This window comes from Thermomonospora echinospora, from assembly GCF_900108175.1.
GTDB lineage: Bacteria > Actinomycetota > Actinomycetes > Streptosporangiales > Streptosporangiaceae > Thermomonospora > Thermomonospora echinospora.
Genome location: NZ_FNVO01000002.1, coordinates 147071 through 161902, shown reverse-complemented (window position 1 = coordinate 161902; position 14832 = coordinate 147071). Strand labels below are relative to the sequence as shown.

Genomic DNA, 14832 nt, shown 5'->3' with positions numbered 1-14832 from the left:
GCTCAGGCCGCCCGGACCCGCAGACTCGCGTAGGTGGGCACCAGGACGCGGCGGGCCGGACGGCGCGCAACGATCTGGTACGGCCCCGCCGCGGTCAGCGTCTCCAGCATCCGGGCGACCTGCGTACGGGCCACCGCCGCCCCCAGACACAGGTGCCGTCCCGCCCCGAACCACAACTGGCGGGTCTGTGACACGTACTCCCGCCGGATGTCGAACGGGCCCGCGCCGTTGTCGGCCAGATAGGTCAGCAGCAGCACCCGCTCGCCCGCCCGCAGCCGCCGCCCCCCGACGACCGCGTCCCTGGTCACGCTGCGCCCGATGACCGGCGCGGGGGTGGCGACCCGCAGGCCCTCGCGGACCGTGTTGGCCATCAGCCCCGGATCGGCCAGCAGCGCCGCCTGCTGCCCGGTGTCGTGCAGCAGCGCCACCGTGCGGGAGGTCCCGGAGGCGCCGGTCTCGGTGCCCGCGATGGCCAGCAGCGTCGCCAGCCCCCGGGTCATGGGCAGGCCGAGCCCCATCTGGCGGCAGCGGCCCAGGATCGTGTCCGGACCGGCCGTCCGGTAGCCCTCCTCGACACCGCGCGTGATGTCGGTCACGATGGCGCGGGCCTGCCGCAGTACCCCGGCGGGCAGCACGGTCGAGGCGGTGGTACCCATCGCCAGGGCGGCCAGCCGTTCCCCGGCGGCGAAGATCTCCCGGTAGGCGTCGTCGGAGGGCGTGTCGAGCCGTAGCCCGAGCAGGTCGGCGACCGTCCGCCCGGCCAGCACCCGGGTGGCGTCCGCCACGTCCACGGTGCCGCCCGCCGCCAGCCGCTCGGCCAGCGCCTGGTGGTACGCGCCCTGGCAGCGTTCCACCAGGGTGCGGGCGCCCTCCTCGGTGAACAGGTCGCGGGCGCGGGTGCGCACCTCGGTGTGCCGGGCGCCGCCGAAGAACTGGGCCATCTCCTCCCCGAAGAGCTGGGACCACAGATGGCCCACCCCGCCCTCACCGGCCATGCCGAAGTGCGCGGAGTCGTTCAGCACCCGGCGGGCCAGCAACGGATCGGTCACCACCCAGCCCAGTTTGGGAAACCGCTGGATCGGCGCGGTGTGCCTGGCCGCCTGGAGCAGGGCGTACAGACCCGGGTTCCCCGACCACAGCAGCCGTGCCTCGTACCGTGCCGCGTGCCTTACGCCGTTCACCAACACAAACCTCCTCCAACAGGGCATCCGTGCGAACCTGCCACCGGGCGACGCGGTGCGACAGGGCGATTCGACTCAATGCGACCGAGTACGGGCACTCATGTCGAACCGGGACCGATTCTGTACCTTCTCCCAGGTGAACCTATGGGTGGCCGTGCCGGCCTACAACGAGGAGCGCTCCATCGGCGCGACGCTGCGCCGCCTGGCCGAGCAGACCGACCGGGACTTCTCGTTGGTCGTGGTGGACAACGGCAGCACCGACGCCACCGCCGCAGTCGTCCGGGACTTCGCCGCCGGGCATCCCGGCCTCGACCTGCGCCTGGCCACCGAGCCGCAGAAGGGCACGGGCGCCGCCGCCGACACCGGCGTCCGGTACGCCATCGAGCGGGGCGCCACGCACGTCGCCCGCACCGACGCCGACTGCCTGCCGCACCCCGGCTGGACCGCGGCCGTCAGGCGGGCCTTCGCGGACGGGCTGGAGATGGTCAGCGGCCCGCTCCGCCCCCGTACCGACGAGTTCCCCCTCAAGCTGTGGGAACGCCACCTGCTGCCCGCCGTGCTGAACGTGGCCGCGCTCGCCGGGCGCTACCGGCGCGGCAACGCCGGCCCCGGCTACCTGGGGCCGTACCTGATGATGCCCGGCTGCAACGTCGCGATCAGCGCCGCCCTGTACGAGCAGGCCGGAGGCTTCCCGCGCGCCCGCATCGAGGACGTCCACGAGGACCGCGCCCTGCACAACCGCGTACGCAGGCTCACCAGCGCCTACGGGCTGCGCAAGGACATGGTCGTGTACGGCTCGGTGCGGCGGCTGCGGGCCTACGGGCTGCTCGGCACCATCGGCTGGTACGCCGACCACCGCTACACGCCCGACGTCGTGGACATCCGATGAGGATCGCCCCGGCCGACCGGTGGGAACGGCGTCTCTACCTGGCCGCGCACCCGTTCGCCTATCCGCTGCTGCGCGGGCTGGCCCGGCGCGGGCCCGCCGTACGGGTGCCGGGCGTGGGCGTCGTCGTCAACGACGCGGCGCTCGCCCGTGAGGTGCTGCTGGACGGGGAGACCTTCCGTAAGGACGGCCCCGGCTCACCCGGTGACCTGTGGACCCCCGTACTCGGCCCGTCCGTGCTGCTCAACATGGAGGGCGAGGCCCACCGCGCGCTGCGCCGCAAGCTGACGGACCTCTTCACCCCCGCCTACACCGAACGCCTCTGCGCGCGGGTGCTCGCCGAGCCCCTGGCGCGCCTGGCCGGGCGGCTGGAGCAGGGCCGCGAGGTTGATCTGGTGGACGCCATGCGGGTGATGGCCGGGACGGTGATCGGCCACGTCATCGGCCTCCAGGCCCGGGACGCGGACGGCTACCGGCACCTGTTCGAGCAGGGTGAGCGGATCGTGGCGATGGTGAGCCTGCGCACCCGCCGCCTCTCCCCGTCCCAGGTGGCGCGCGCCCGCCGGGTGCTCGACCCCCTCGGCGACATCGCCGCCGAGTCCTACACCTCCGGCGACGAGGGCACGGTCATGGGGCGGATGCGGGGCCTCGGCCTGTCGGAGGAGGAAGCCAGGGGCGCCGCCGGCGCGTTCTTCCTGACCGGCACCGAGACGGTGGCCACGCTGGTGCCGCGCCTGATCGCCCTGCTGCACGACTCCGGCGAACTGGAACGAGTGGCCGCCGACCCATCCCTGCTGGATCCGGCGCTGGAGGAGGCCATGCGGGTCGTCACCCCGACCCCGGTGATGCTCCGCAGCGTCCACGTCCCGGCGGCCGTGGGCGGCGTGCCGGTCCGTCCCGGAGACCGCGTGCTGATCGCCACGCACAACTGCTGCCGCGCCTACGGCCCGTTCGATCTCGACCTCGTCCATCCGCCGGAACTGCGCCGCCTCTGGTTCGGCGCGGGCCCCCACTTCTGCCTCGGCTATCCGCTGGCGATGGCCGAGGTCCGTGCGGTCGCCCGGACGGTGCTGGACGCCGCACCCCTCACCGTCACCCACCGCCGAGCCGCGCGGGGTGTGCTCATCCCGACCTACCGCCGCTTCGTCATCCGCCGGAAGGCCCGGTCATGAGGGCCATGAGGATCGCCGTCACCGGAGCCTCGGGTTTCGTCGGCGGGGCCGTCTGCCGTGCCCTGGCCGGACGGGGCGTCGAGACGTTCGCCTACGGCCGCCGCGCACACACGCCCTCCGAACACGTCGGGGGCGCTCCGTACCGCTCGTGGGACATCACCACCGGCCTGCTCTCGGACGCACCGGAGGTGGACGCGGTCGTCCATTGCGCGGGCAGCGTCACCGACTGGGGCCCGATCGAGGACTTCTTCCGCACCAATCTGGACGGCACGAAGAACGTCCTGGCTTCCTTTCCCACCTCGCGTTTCGTGCACGTCAGCACGGCGAGCGTCTACGACCCCTACCGCCCCACGGTCCGGGCCCGCGAGCCGGAGGCGCCGGTCACCCGCTACCTGAACGGCTATGGCGCGTCCAAAGCCGCCGCCGAACGCGCCGTGCTGGCCGCCATGCGCGAGCGGCCCGCCATCATCCTGCGCCCGCACGCCGTCTACGGCCCCGGCGACACCACCCTGCTGCCGCGCGTCCTGTCGGCGGTGCGCGGCCCGCTGCTGCCCGCCGTGGGGAACGGGCGGCAGCGCATCAGCCTCACCTCGATCGGCAACCTGGTCCAGGCGTGCCTGCTGGCCGCCACGGGCCCGGTCGGCACGGGAGTCTTCAACATCACCGACGCCGCCCCCGTCGTCCTCGACGACGCGCTCCGGCAGATCCTGGCCGAGCGGGGGATCAGGGCCCGCCCCGTCTACCTCCCGCTCAAGGCGCTGTGGCCGCTCGCCTCCGCCGTCGAAGGCGCCTTCCTGGCCGCCCGCCGTCCCCGGCCACCCCGCCTCACCCGCTACGCCCTCAGCCACCTGGCCGTGGAACGCACCCTCGACATCACCGCCGCCCGCGAGATCCTCGGCTACGCCCCCGCCCCCACCTCTCTCACGGGCGCCGCCACCTGGTGAGCCACACCGATGCCACAGAAATCCGGACTGTTCGGCAGTGGCTTCGGGGCGATGAATCGTGAAATGTGCCCATTTTCGAGCGTGTGATTTGGAGATTGGAGGGTCGACCTGGGCGGGCCGGCGGACGACCCTGGAGGGATGGAGTTCCTACGTCCGCTGAGCTGGGAGGAGGCGCTCGCGCTGAGGGCGGGGCGCCCGGACGCGGTGCCGATCCAGGGGGGCACCGACGTGATGGTGGAGATCAACTTCGAGGTGCGCCGGCCGGGGGCGTTGCTGGATCTGAATCCGGTGCGGGAACTGGCGGAGTGGGAAATGGCGGAGGGGCGGCTGCGGATCGGCGCGGGGCTGCCGTACACCCGGCTGATCGAGGAGGTGGGCGACCGGGTGCCGGGGCTGGCGCAGGCCGCCCGGACGGTCGGGTCGCCGCAGATCCGCAACCGGGGCACGGTCGGCGGCAACCTGGGCGCGGCCTCCCCGGCGGGGGACTGCCATCCGCCGCTGCTGGCGGCGGGCGCGCAGGTAGAGGTGGAGTCGGCGGCCGGGGGAGTCAGGATGATCCCCGCCGAGGAGTTCTACCTGGGCGTCAAGCGCACCGCGCTGCGCGACGACGAGCTGATCCGGGCCGTGTGGCTGCGGCCGGCCGAGGGCCCCCAGCACTTCTCCAAGGTCGGGACGCGGAACGCGATGGTGATCGCGGTGTGCTCGTTCGCGATCGCCCTGCATCCCGCCGAGCGCCGGGTGGGCACCGGGATCGGGTCGGCGGCGCCGACGCCACTGCGGGCGGCCGAGGCCGAGGAGTTCCTGGCCGGCGAGTTGGCCGGTGAGCCGGCCTGGGGGCGTTCGCTGCCGGACGGGCTCGCCGAGCGGTTCGGGGAGCTGGTCGGGCGGGCCGCCGCCCCGATCGACGACGTGCGCGGGACGGCCGCCTACCGGCGGCACGCGCTGGCGGTGATGGCCCGCCGGACGCTGACCTGGGCATGGCAGGACCGGTTGGCCGGAACAGGGAGGTCGTGATGCGGGTGACCTTCACCGTCAACGGCTCGCGGGAGTCGGTGGACGATGTGTGGGAGGGCGAGAGCCTGCTGTACGTGCTGCGTGAACGGATGGGCCTGCCGGGCGCCAAGAACGCCTGCGAGCAGGGGGAGTGCGGCTCGTGCACCGTCTATTTGGACGGTGCGCCGGTGTGCGCCTGCCTGGTGGCGGCCGGGCAGGTGGAGGGGCGCGAGGTCCGCACCGTCGAGGGGCTGGCCGACGGTGGGCGGCTCGACCCCGTCCAGGAGGCGTTCGTGGAATGCGGGGCCGTCCAGTGCGGGTTCTGCACGCCCGGCCTGATCGTCCAGACGCACGCCCTGCTGGCCCGCCGGCCCGACCCGTCCGACGCGGAGATCCGGGAGGCGCTGGCCGGCAACCTGTGCCGCTGCACCGGCTACGAGAAGATCCTGGATGCCGTGCGGTTGGCCGCGTCCCGGAAGACGGGCGCGGAATGAGGCGCGGGGTGAGGATCGCCATCGAGAACGCCTACGTGGTGACCGTCGCCGGGCAGGAGTACGACGGCGGGCACATCCTCGTCGAGGACGACCGGATCGCGGCCGTGGGCCCGGGCCCGGCGCCCGGCGACGGCGCCGACGAGCGGATCGACGCGGCCGGATGCCTGGCCACCCCCGGCCTGGTCAACACCCATCACCACCTCTACCAGTGGGCGAGCCAGGGGCTGGCCGAGGACAGCACGCTCTTCGAGTGGCTGGTGACGCTCTACCGACCCTGGTCGAAGATGGACGCCGAGGTCGTCCACGGTGCCGCCGCGGCCGGGTTGGGATGGCTGGCCAAGTCGGGGTGCACGACCAGCACCGACCACCACTACATCTTCCCCAGGGGGCGCGGCGACCTGTTCGCCGCCGAGGTCGAGGCCGCCGCCGAGCTGCACGTCCGCTTCCACCCGTGCCGGGGCTCGATGGACAGGGGGAGGTCCCAGGGCGGGCTGCCCCCGGATGAGGTGGTCGAGGATCTCGACACGATCCTTGCCGAGACCGAGGCCGCCATCGACCGCTACCACGATCCCTCGTCCGGCTCGATGCTGCGCGTCGCCGTCGCGCCGTGCTCGCCGTTCTCGGTCAGCAAGGAGCTGCTCGTCCAGTCGGCCGAGCTGGCGCGCCGCCGGGGCGTCCGCCTGCACACCCACCTGAGCGAGACGCTGGACGAGGAGGAGTACTGCCGGGACCGGTTCGGCATGACCCCGGTCGAGTACATGGAGACGCTGGGCTGGCTCGGCCCCGACGTCTGGTACGCCCACGCCGTCCACCTGCACGATCCCGACATCCGCACGATGGCCGGCACCGGCACCGGGATGGCGCACTGCCCCAGCTCCAACGCCCGCCTCGGCGCGGGCATCGCGCGGGTCGCCGACGCGCTGGCGGCGGGCGTCCCGGTCGGCTTGGGCGTGGACGGCGCCGCCTCGGCCGAGATGGTGCCGCTGGCGGGGGAGATCCGCCAGGCCATGTACATGCAGCGCGCCCGGTACGGCCCGGCCGCCCTCACCGCGCGGCAGGCGCTGGAGATGGCCACCCTCGGCGGCGCCCGCTGCCTGGGCAGGCAGGACGAGATCGGCACGCTGGAGCCCGGCAAGCTCGCCGATATCGCCCTGTGGCGCGTCGACGGCTTCCATGCTGCGCTGGACGACCCGGTGGTGGCGCTCGCCTACGGCCAGACCCCGCCGCTGGCCCGGCTGCTGGTGGGCGGCCGGACGGTGGTCGCCGACGACACCCTGGTCACCGTCTCCCAGGACGAGGTGGCCCGCCGCGGTGCCGACGCCCACCGCCGGTTGATGCGTCTGGCGGAGGACGTGCTGTAGCGGCGCGAGACAGTGGTCACCGACGCCCCCTCGCCGTAGGAGGGCCATGGGCCGCGAGAATGGGCGGGTGCGCGCGTCCAGGCTGGTGTCGTTGGTACTGCTGCTCCAGGCGCGGGGGACGATGACGGCCGCCGAGCTGGCGCAGGAGCTGGAGGTCTCCGAGCGGACCGTCTACCGGGACGTGCTGGCGCTGTCGGGCGCGGGCATCCCGGTGTACGCCGAGCAGGGGCGGCGGGGCGGATACCGGCTGGTGGACGGGTACCGGACGCGGCTGACCGGACTCAGCAGGGCGGAGGCCGAGGCATTGTTCCTATCGGGACTGCCCGGCCCGGCCGAGGACATGGGGCTGGCCGACGCGGTGGCGACCGCGCGGCTGAAGGTGCTGGCGGCGCTGCCGCCCTCGTTGCAGGACGCCCCGGCGCGTACGGGCCAGCGGTTCCACCTGGACGTCGGCGGGTGGTTCGGCGACGCTGAGCCGCCGCCGCTGCTGGCCGCGCTGGCGCGGGCGGTCTGGCAGGACGAGACCGTCGTCCTGCGCTACCGGCGCGACCGGGAGGTGACGCGGACGGCCGACCCGTACGGGCTCGTTCTCAAGGGCGGCATCTGGTACCTGGTGGCCCTGGTCGGCGGCGACTACCGCACGTACCGGGTGGGCCGGGTGACGGCGGTGGAGCCCACCGGGGTCTCGTTCGAGCGCGACGAGACGTTCGACCTGAGGGGGTTCTGGGCGGAGCGGGCGGCGCAGTTCGTGGAGTCGCTGCTGACCGACGCCGTCACGATCCGGCTCAGCCCAGCGGGGGCACGGGCGCTGCGGTACTCCGTCGAGCCGCCGGCGGCTCGGTGGGCGCTGGAGGCGGCCGGGGAACCCGACGAGCGGGGATGGGTGGTGACCCGCCTGCCCGTCGAATCCGTGGACGTGGCCTACACCCAGCTGCTGAGGCTGGGCCCCGAGGTGGAGGTGCTCGACCCTGCGGAGCTGCGGGAGCGCATGGCCGAGGCCGCCCGGCGGATGGGCCTGCTCTATCGGCGGTGAGCGGGCCGCCCGGCCGCCTGCGGCGTGCGCCGGGCGGCCGGCCGCGCCGGTCAGCGGTAGCCGGTCACGTCGGCGGGCTTGCCGGCGTCCTGCACCTCCACGACGTAGCGCCAGGCGTCGGGGCGACTGCCGTCCACGTCGGTGAAGCCGTAGACCTGGGCGAGCCGGCCGCTGGACAGCGACTGCCCGTTCCAGCGCGCCACCTGGGGGTCGGCCGCCAGCGCCGCCACGGCGCGCCCCACGAAGGCCGGGGTCTCGGAGATGGCGAAGTGGGGCTGCTTGGCCAGTGCGTCCCGCCAGTTGGCCTCGGTGACGCCGTAGTGGTCGAGCATGAGCTCCGAGCGCAGCCAGCCCGGCGTCAGCGCCACCGCCGTCGCGCCGTGCGGGGCCAGCTCCCTGGCCAGTGAGAACGCCATGCGGTTCACCGAGACCTTGGCCAGGTCGTAGAAGAATGAGACCCGGTAGTGGCCGTCGTTGTACTCGGTGGTGCCGTCGCCGACCTCCACGACCAGCCCGCCGGGGTGCTTGAGCAGCAGTGGCAGGGCGTGGTGGCTGGTGATGACGTGGGTGTCGACGGACAGCCGCAGCAGCCGCAGGCCGTCGTCGAGGGAGTGCTCCCACAGCTTGGCGTTCCAGTCCGCCAGGTGGTCACCGCCGAAGATGTCGTTGACCAGCACGTCGAGGCGGCCCTGCTCGCGGTCGATGCGCTCGACCAGGGTGCGGACCTGGTCATGGTCCAGGTGGTCGCACGGCACCGCGATGCCCTGGCCGCCGGCGGCGGTGACGAGCTCGGCGGTCTCCTCGATGGTCTCCGGCCGGTTCATCTCCGAGCGCCGTTCACGGGTGGTGCGCCCGGTCACGTAGACGGTGGCCCCGGCGGCGCCGAGCTGGGTCGCGATGCCCCGGCCCGCGCCCCGTGTCGCGCCCGCGACCAGCGCGATCTTTCCCTTCAGCGTGTCGTTCATGCCGCTGAGACTGCCAGCGAAACCTGACAGCCGATGTCCGGCTTTCCGGCCGGTTTTCGGCGGGGCCGCCACCGCGGCCGTTGAGGGCTGCTCGGGGCCGGTCACCCGCCCCCCGGAGCCGGCGCCCGGCCGTGCGACACTGCGGAGGGTGATCGAGAACGGGTTCACCGCGCTGCCGGATCTGGCGGTGCGTTCGCTGGGCGGGTCGGTGGTGGCCGCCAGCGACGAGGCGTTCGCGGTGAAGGAGAACCTGGTCAACCCGTGGGCGCCGACGTTCAGCCCCGGCACGTTCGGGCCCAGGGGGCAGGAGTACGACGGGTGGGAGACCCGGCGGCGCCGTCCCGACGCCCGTGGCGAGCTGGGGCACGACTGGGCGGTGGTCCGGCTCGGCCTGCCGGGCGTGATCCGGGGCGTGGTGATCGACACGGCCTGGTTCCGGGGCAACTTCCCGCCGCTGGCCTCGGTCGAGGCGTGCGCGGCGGAGGGATACCCGGCGCCGGACGAGCTGGCCGGCTGGGTGGAGATCGTGCCTCGCAGCCCGCTGGAGGGCGACCGGGCCCACTTCTTCCCCGTCGAGGTGGAGCGGCGGTTCACCCATGTGCGGCTCAACGTGTTCCCCGACGGCGGCGTCGCCCGGCTGCGGGTGCACGGCGAGGTGGTGCCCGATCCGAGACCGCTGGCCGGGCTGACGGTGGACCTGGCGGCGCTGGAGAACGGCGCCCGGGTGACCGGTTGCTCCGACGAGTTCTACTCCTCGCCGGGCAACATGCTCTTCCCCGGCCTCGCCCGTACCCAGGCCGAGGGCTGGGAGACCGCCCGCCGCCGCGGCGCGGGCAACGACTGGGCGGTGGTCCGGCTGGCCGCCGCCGGGGTGGTCCGGCTGGCCGAGCTCGACACCGGCAACCTGCGGTTCAACGCGCCCGGCTGGGCGTCGCTGTCCGGGATGGACGAGCGGGCCGACCCCGGCCGCTGGTTCCCGCTGCTGGAGCGCACCCGGCTGCAGCCCGACCTGCGGCACCGGTTCCGGATCGAGGACGCCCCCGAGACCACGCACGTGCGGCTGGACGTCCACCCGGACGGCGGCATGGCCCGGCTGCGGCTGCTGGGGGACCTGTCACCGTCCGGGGCGCGGGCGCTGCGGGAGCGCTGGGCCCGGCTCGGCGGCGGCTGAGCGCCGGCCCGTCTAGAAGTCGATCAGCCGGTGGGCGGCGATCTCCAGCCGGGCGTGGATCTGGTCCACCTCCGAGCGGCCGCGCAGCAGCTCGATCATCTCCATGATCCAGGCGCTGGACAGCGCCCTGGCCTTCGCCCAGCGCGGATCGTCGACCGCGATCGGCTCGTCCTGCCCGGTTGCGGCGTGCAGCAGCAGGGTGGTCATCCGGTCGCCGAAGGCGACCGGCAGGTCCGTCAGCATCAGTGCGCGGATCAGCGCCTCGGTCAGCTCGGGCTCGCGGATCAGCCCGCGGGTGGCCCGGGTCAGCACGTCCAGCGCCCGTTCGGCGGGGGTGCTGCTGCGCGGCGGGCGCTTGGCGATGCTGCCCTCCAGCAGGTCGAGCTCCTCATCGACCACCGCGACGACCAGGTCCATCTTGGAGGGGAAGTAGCGGTAGAGGGTGCCCAGCGCGACCCCGGCCCGCTCGGCCACGGTGCGCATCTGCATCGCCTCGACACCGCCCCGGGAGGCCAGCGCCGCCGCCGACTTTATGATCTTCTTGCGGCGTTCCTGCTGGCTGCGGGAGCGTGCCGGCTGTCGCCGTCCGTCCGTCATCGGCTCTGCGGTCACTGTCGCGGGCCTTCCTGCCTGGTGTCCTCCGCTGGGTGGGTGGTGGAACATGGAGGAACGTGCTTCTCACTGCCGGGGTCAAGCCTACAGGGCTCACGAGAACGCGTTATCTGCCGGTGTCCCTGCCGGGAGCGGGCAAGGGGCGTCCGGGATGTCGGTCTTCCCTGACACGCGCGGTGAACCCGGACCGGCCGGGCGCCGGTACGGCCTCTGGACAGGAACTAGAATCTGTTCTAGTTTTCCGCCCGAGGGCCGTTCGCCGGAGGGAGTGCCTGCGTGGATTTCAATCTCGACGAGGCCCAGCGGGAGTTGCGGGGGCTGGCCGCCGACCTGCTGGCACGTGAGGCGACCCCCGAGCGGCTGGACGCCCACGACGCCGGTGACGCCCCGTTCGAGGCGGGCGTCTGGAAGGCGCTGGGCCAGGCCGGGCTGCTGGGGGCCTGCCTGCCGGAGGAGGCCGGCGGGGCCGGGCTGGGGCCCGTCGAGCTGGCGGTGATCCTACGGGAGATCGGCGCCCATGCCGCCCCCGTCCCCGCGTACGCCTCGCTGGCCCTGGCCGCCGTGCCGATCGCCGCGCACGGCACGCCCGGCCAGCGCGCGCTGCTGGCGGGACTGGTGGACGGCGGGACGGTGCTGACCGGCGCCTGCCGCGAGCAGGGCCTGACCGCGCAGGTGGGTACCACAGCCCGCCGCGACGGCGACGGCTACGTGCTGGACGGGGTCAAGACCTTCGTCCCCTACGCCGAGCAGGCCGCCCGCATCCTGGTGCCCGCCCGGGTGGACGGCGCCGGGGTCGGCGTCTTCCTGGTCGAGCCCGCGGCGGCCGAGTTGGGCCCGCACCTGGCGGCCACCGGCGAGCCGATGTCGCGGGTCGCGCTCACGGGCGTCCGGGTGGACGAGGACGCGCTGCTCGGCGGACAGGCCGACGGCCGGGCCTGGCGGACGCTGCGCCGTTCGGCCGTCGCCGGGGCGGTGGCGCTGTCGTCCGGGGTCATCGAGGGCGCGCTCAAGCTCACCACCGAGTACGTCAAGACCCGTGAGCAGTTCGATCGCCCGCTGGCCGCCTTCCAGGCGGTCACCATGCAGATCGGTGACGTCTACATCGCCAAGCGGGCGCTGGACGTGGCGCTGTGGGCGGGCGTGTGGCGGCTGGCCGAGGGCGCCCCGGACACCGACGAGGTCCTGGCCGTCGCCGCCTACAACGCCTGCGGTCCGGTGGTGCAGGCCCTCTACACCTGCCAGCACCTGCACGGCGGCATCGGCCTGGACGTCACCTATCCGCTGCACAGGTACTTCGCGTGGGGCAAGCACTACGGGCACCTCCTCGGCGGCGCCGAGGCACAGCTCGACGCTATCGGCGACGCGATCGCCGCGACCGACTAGGAGCCGCCGGGTGTTCATCGACCTGACCGAGGAGCAGCAGCGGCTGCGCGCCGAGCTGCGCGAGTACTTCCAGGGCTGCCTGACCGACGAGGAGCGCGCCGAGATCTCCGCCGACCCGTTCGGGCCCGCCTACATGGCGCACTGCCGGCGGCTCGGCGCCGCCGGGATGCTCGGCGTGGCCTGGCCCAAGGAGTACGGCGGGCGCGGCTACGGCCCCATGGAACAGCAGATCTTCGCCAACGAGATTGCCCGCGCCGAGGTCCCCTACCCCCTCATCACGCTCAACTCGGTGGCGCCGACGATCCTGCAGCATGGCACCGAGGAGCAGAAGGCGTTCTTCCTGCCGCGGATCCTGCGGGGCGAGTGCCACTTCGCCGTCGGCTACAGCGAGCCGGGCGCCGGCACCGACCTGGCGGCGCTGCGCACCACCGCCGTCCGCGACGGCGACCACTACGTGGTGAACGGGCAGAAGATCTTCACCTCGGGGGCGCACCACGCCGACTACGTCTGGCTGGCCGCGCGCACCGATCCGCACGCCAAGAAGCACAAGGGCATCTCGATGCTCATCGTGGACTGCCGCGACCCGGGCTACTCCTGGACGCCGATCATCACCATGGACGGCCGCCACCACACCAACTCCACCTACTACCAGGACGTGAAGGTGCCGGTGGACCGGCTGATCGGCGCGGAGAACCGGGGCTGGGACCTGATCGTCGACCAGCTCAACCACGAACGGGTCACGCTTGGCCCGGCGGGCAACCTCGGCCGCGCCTACGACCAGTTCGCGGGGTGGGCGCGCACCACCGCCGGCCGCGACGGCAGGCCGCTGATCGAGGAGCCCGAGGTGCGCCGCGCCGTCGCCAGGGTGTACTCCTATCTGCGCGTCAACGAGTTCCTGAACTGGCAGGTGGCCGCGAACCAGGATCTGGGCTGGCTGGGCGCCCCGGACGCCTCGGCCACCAAGATCTACGGCTCGGAGCGGATGCAGGAGATCGGCCGGATCATCGGCGACGTGCTGGCCCGGTACGGCGACCCCGGCGACCCGGCCACGGCCGAGTTCGTCGAGCGGCTCGACCGCCTGGCCAAGGGCGCGCTGGTGCTCACCTTCGGCGGCGGGGTCAACGAGATCCAGCGGGAGCTGATCGCCATGCTCGGCCTCGGGCTGCCCCGGGCGCCGCGCTGACCGGACGCACCGGCGGCCGGCGCCGCCGGGCGGGCGGCTACGGCCGTGGAGAGGGGTTGGCGGTCGGGGCGGGCATCGGCCCGGGGGCCTGCGAGGACGTCCCTGAGGGGAGGGGCAGCGTCGGTATCGGCAGCCGCAGCGGCCCGCCCTCGTCCTTGTCCTTGTCGTCCTCGCCCTCGCCCTCGTCCGGGGCCGGTGAGGTCGGATCGTCGGGCTCCGGGCTCGGCGGGGGCGTCGGGGTCCGTGGGTCCGGCGTCGGCAGGGGGGACGACGGGTCCGGTGTCGGCGACGCCTCGTCCGGGTCCGGCGCCGGCGTGCCGGGGTCCGCGGGCTGGACGCCTGGGACCGGCGGCGTCAGGCCGTACGGGCTGGAGGCGGAGGTCTTCGGGTCGGCGCCGGCCGGCCCGGTGCCGGCCGTGCCGGCGGGGTCCGACGAGGCCAGGTCCGGCGAGGTCACCGGCCCGGCCGTGGCCGACTCCGAGCCGTAGCCGGCGGACGGGTTCAGCGCGGTGAGCCGCTCCCCGCCGTCCTTGGCGCCCGCCCACGCGGCGATCAGGCCGACCGCGGCGGCGGCCGAGGCGGCCAGCCCGGCCACCGTGCCCAGGCCCCTGGACCGCCGCCGGGAGGCGGCCGGCCGGGTGGTGGCCGGGCCGATCGCCACCAGCGGGGAGGGGAACGCCAGGGTGGACAGCGGCTGCTCGATCTCGGCGGCGCAGGCGGCCAGCACCTGCTCGCGCAGCGCCGCCGGCGGCCGGTCCGGCGCCCGGCGGGCCAGCAGCCGGGGCAGCGTGCCCTTCTCGAACGCGGTGATGATCTCCGAGTGGTACGGGGAGCCGGGCTCACGCATCAGCCGGTCCAGCACCGCCCGCTCCAGCCGGGTCCGGGCGGCCTGCAGCAACTGCCGGGCCGTGTCGGTCGCGACGCCCAGCACGAGGGCGATGTCGGGCTCGTCCAGCCATTCGCCGGCCGACAGCACCAGCACTTCACGGTGGTCGGCCCGCAGCCCCGCCGCCGCGCGCAGCAGCGGGTCCGGGTGCGTCCCGGGGACGAAGGGGCGGTCCGGCGCACCGCGGTCCAGGCAGGCCGAGCGGGCGAGCGCGTACAGCCACAGCACCGCGTCACCGCGCGGCGGATGCCGCATCGCCGCGACGAACGTGTCGCGGACGGCCGCGTCGGCGTCCTCTCCCACCAGCGACCAGCAGTAGGCGTGGAGACGGGCGGCGTGCGCGTCGTACAGGGCCTCCGGGGTCCCCGGCATGTGACCTCCGATTCTGCGGGGGAGAACGGCGCGAACGCGACGAAGGGGCACTACAGAGCGTACCGGTGGAGTCCGGACCTTAGCGCACCCCGTCACGTCTGCAAAGCCTTGGGACCGATCCGCGCAAGGCGTGTCGTGTTCACGGAGATTTCGGGCGATATGCGGATTATTGATCCGGTTCAGCAGGGAACTTCCG

14 protein-coding genes are annotated in these 14832 nt (G+C 73.9%); 10 read left to right on the top strand and 4 right to left on the bottom strand.

Annotated elements, in window-relative coordinates; all coding sequences use genetic code 11:
* Nucleotides 1-2: 2 nt before the first annotated feature.
* Nucleotides 3-1181: a cytochrome P450 gene (locus C4U03_RS04875; RefSeq protein ID WP_235017693.1), complete on the bottom strand. Its 1179-nt coding sequence runs from the start codon at nucleotides 1179-1181 to the stop codon at nucleotides 3-5.
* A 136-nt stretch (nucleotides 1182-1317) separates the two neighbouring features.
* Here C4U03_RS04875 and C4U03_RS04870 point away from each other — a divergent pair, with 136 nt between their 5' ends.
* The 7 genes from C4U03_RS04870 to C4U03_RS04840 all read left to right on the top strand — a co-directional run bounded on the left by C4U03_RS04870 (nucleotide 1318) and on the right by C4U03_RS04840 (nucleotide 8064).
* On the top strand, nucleotides 1318-2070 hold the full coding sequence (locus tag C4U03_RS04870; protein ID WP_200827054.1) for a glycosyltransferase family 2 protein: 753 nt from the start codon (nucleotides 1318-1320) through the stop codon (nucleotides 2068-2070).
* Nucleotides 2067-3239 (top strand): cytochrome P450, encoded by a 1173-nt coding sequence (locus C4U03_RS04865; RefSeq protein WP_103936440.1) that lies wholly within the window; start codon nucleotides 2067-2069, stop codon nucleotides 3237-3239. The genes C4U03_RS04870 and C4U03_RS04865 overlap by 4 nt, the downstream gene beginning before the upstream one ends.
* Nucleotides 3236-4183, top strand: a complete 948-nt coding sequence (locus C4U03_RS04860) for an NAD-dependent epimerase/dehydratase family protein (RefSeq protein ID WP_235017645.1) — start codon at nucleotides 3236-3238, stop codon at nucleotides 4181-4183. The genes C4U03_RS04865 and C4U03_RS04860 overlap by 4 nt, the downstream gene beginning before the upstream one ends.
* A 138-nt stretch (nucleotides 4184-4321) precedes the next feature.
* A complete protein-coding gene (locus tag C4U03_RS04855; protein ID WP_103936438.1) occupies nucleotides 4322-5197 on the top strand; it encodes an FAD binding domain-containing protein in 876 nt (291 codons plus the stop codon).
* Nucleotides 5197-5670: a (2Fe-2S)-binding protein gene (locus tag C4U03_RS04850; RefSeq protein ID WP_103936437.1), complete on the top strand. Its 474-nt coding sequence runs from the start codon at nucleotides 5197-5199 to the stop codon at nucleotides 5668-5670. Before C4U03_RS04855 ends, C4U03_RS04850 begins: the two co-directional genes overlap by 1 nt.
* Entirely contained in the window at nucleotides 5667-7031 is a 1365-nt protein-coding gene (locus tag C4U03_RS04845) for an 8-oxoguanine deaminase (protein WP_103936436.1), read from the top strand. The genes C4U03_RS04850 and C4U03_RS04845 overlap by 4 nt, the downstream gene beginning before the upstream one ends.
* Before the next feature lie 67 nt (nucleotides 7032-7098).
* On the top strand, nucleotides 7099-8064 hold the full coding sequence (locus C4U03_RS04840) for a helix-turn-helix transcriptional regulator (RefSeq protein WP_103936924.1): 966 nt from the start codon (nucleotides 7099-7101) through the stop codon (nucleotides 8062-8064).
* A gap of 50 nt (nucleotides 8065-8114) precedes the next feature.
* Here the strand turns inward: C4U03_RS04840 and C4U03_RS04835 are convergent, their stop codons facing one another.
* Nucleotides 8115-9029: an SDR family oxidoreductase gene (locus tag C4U03_RS04835; RefSeq protein ID WP_103936435.1), complete on the bottom strand. Its 915-nt coding sequence runs from the start codon at nucleotides 9027-9029 to the stop codon at nucleotides 8115-8117.
* Nucleotides 9030-9177: 148 nt separating this feature from the next.
* Here C4U03_RS04835 and alc point away from each other — a divergent pair, with 148 nt between their 5' ends.
* Nucleotides 9178-10200, top strand: a complete 1023-nt coding sequence (alc, locus tag C4U03_RS04830; protein ID WP_235017644.1) for an allantoicase — start codon at nucleotides 9178-9180, stop codon at nucleotides 10198-10200.
* A gap of 12 nt (nucleotides 10201-10212) precedes the next feature.
* Here alc and C4U03_RS04825 read toward each other — a convergent pair whose 3' ends face one another.
* Nucleotides 10213-10797 (bottom strand): TetR family transcriptional regulator, encoded by a 585-nt coding sequence (locus C4U03_RS04825; protein ID WP_200827053.1) that lies wholly within the window; start codon nucleotides 10795-10797, stop codon nucleotides 10213-10215.
* 291 nt (nucleotides 10798-11088) lie between these two features.
* On the opposite strand from C4U03_RS04825, the gene C4U03_RS04820 reads away from it, so the two are divergent.
* Nucleotides 11089-12195, top strand: a complete 1107-nt coding sequence (locus C4U03_RS04820) for an acyl-CoA dehydrogenase family protein (RefSeq protein ID WP_103936432.1) — start codon at nucleotides 11089-11091, stop codon at nucleotides 12193-12195.
* A gap of 10 nt (nucleotides 12196-12205) precedes the next feature.
* Nucleotides 12206-13378, top strand: a complete 1173-nt coding sequence (locus C4U03_RS04815; RefSeq protein ID WP_103936431.1) for an acyl-CoA dehydrogenase family protein — start codon at nucleotides 12206-12208, stop codon at nucleotides 13376-13378.
* Between the two features lie 37 nt (nucleotides 13379-13415).
* On the opposite strand, the gene C4U03_RS04810 is transcribed toward C4U03_RS04815, so the two are convergent.
* Nucleotides 13416-14636, bottom strand: a complete 1221-nt coding sequence (locus C4U03_RS04810; RefSeq protein ID WP_103936430.1) for an RNA polymerase sigma factor — start codon at nucleotides 14634-14636, stop codon at nucleotides 13416-13418.
* Between the last annotated feature and the right edge of the window lie 196 nt (nucleotides 14637-14832).

What these genes read in the sequence shown, in the direction of transcription:
- C4U03_RS04825 (WP_200827053.1), bottom strand. Translation starts at nt 10,797, where the DNA reads ATGACGGACGGACGGCGACAGCCGGCACGCTCCCGCAGCCAGCAGGAA.
- C4U03_RS04855 (WP_103936438.1), top strand. Translation starts at nt 4,322, where the DNA reads ATGGAGTTCCTACGTCCGCTGAGCTGGGAGGAGGCGCTCGCGCTGAGG.
- C4U03_RS04860 (WP_235017645.1), top strand. Translation starts at nt 3,236, where the DNA reads ATGAGGGCCATGAGGATCGCCGTCACCGGAGCCTCGGGTTTCGTCGGC.
- C4U03_RS04835 (WP_103936435.1), bottom strand. Translation starts at nt 9,029, where the DNA reads ATGAACGACACGCTGAAGGGAAAGATCGCGCTGGTCGCGGGCGCGACA.
- C4U03_RS04845 (WP_103936436.1), top strand. Translation starts at nt 5,667, where the DNA reads ATGAGGCGCGGGGTGAGGATCGCCATCGAGAACGCCTACGTGGTGACC.
- C4U03_RS04810 (WP_103936430.1), bottom strand. Translation starts at nt 14,636, where the DNA reads ATGCCGGGGACCCCGGAGGCCCTGTACGACGCGCACGCCGCCCGTCTC.
- C4U03_RS04865 (WP_103936440.1), top strand. Translation starts at nt 2,067, where the DNA reads ATGAGGATCGCCCCGGCCGACCGGTGGGAACGGCGTCTCTACCTGGCC.
- C4U03_RS04850 (WP_103936437.1), top strand. Translation starts at nt 5,197, where the DNA reads ATGCGGGTGACCTTCACCGTCAACGGCTCGCGGGAGTCGGTGGACGAT.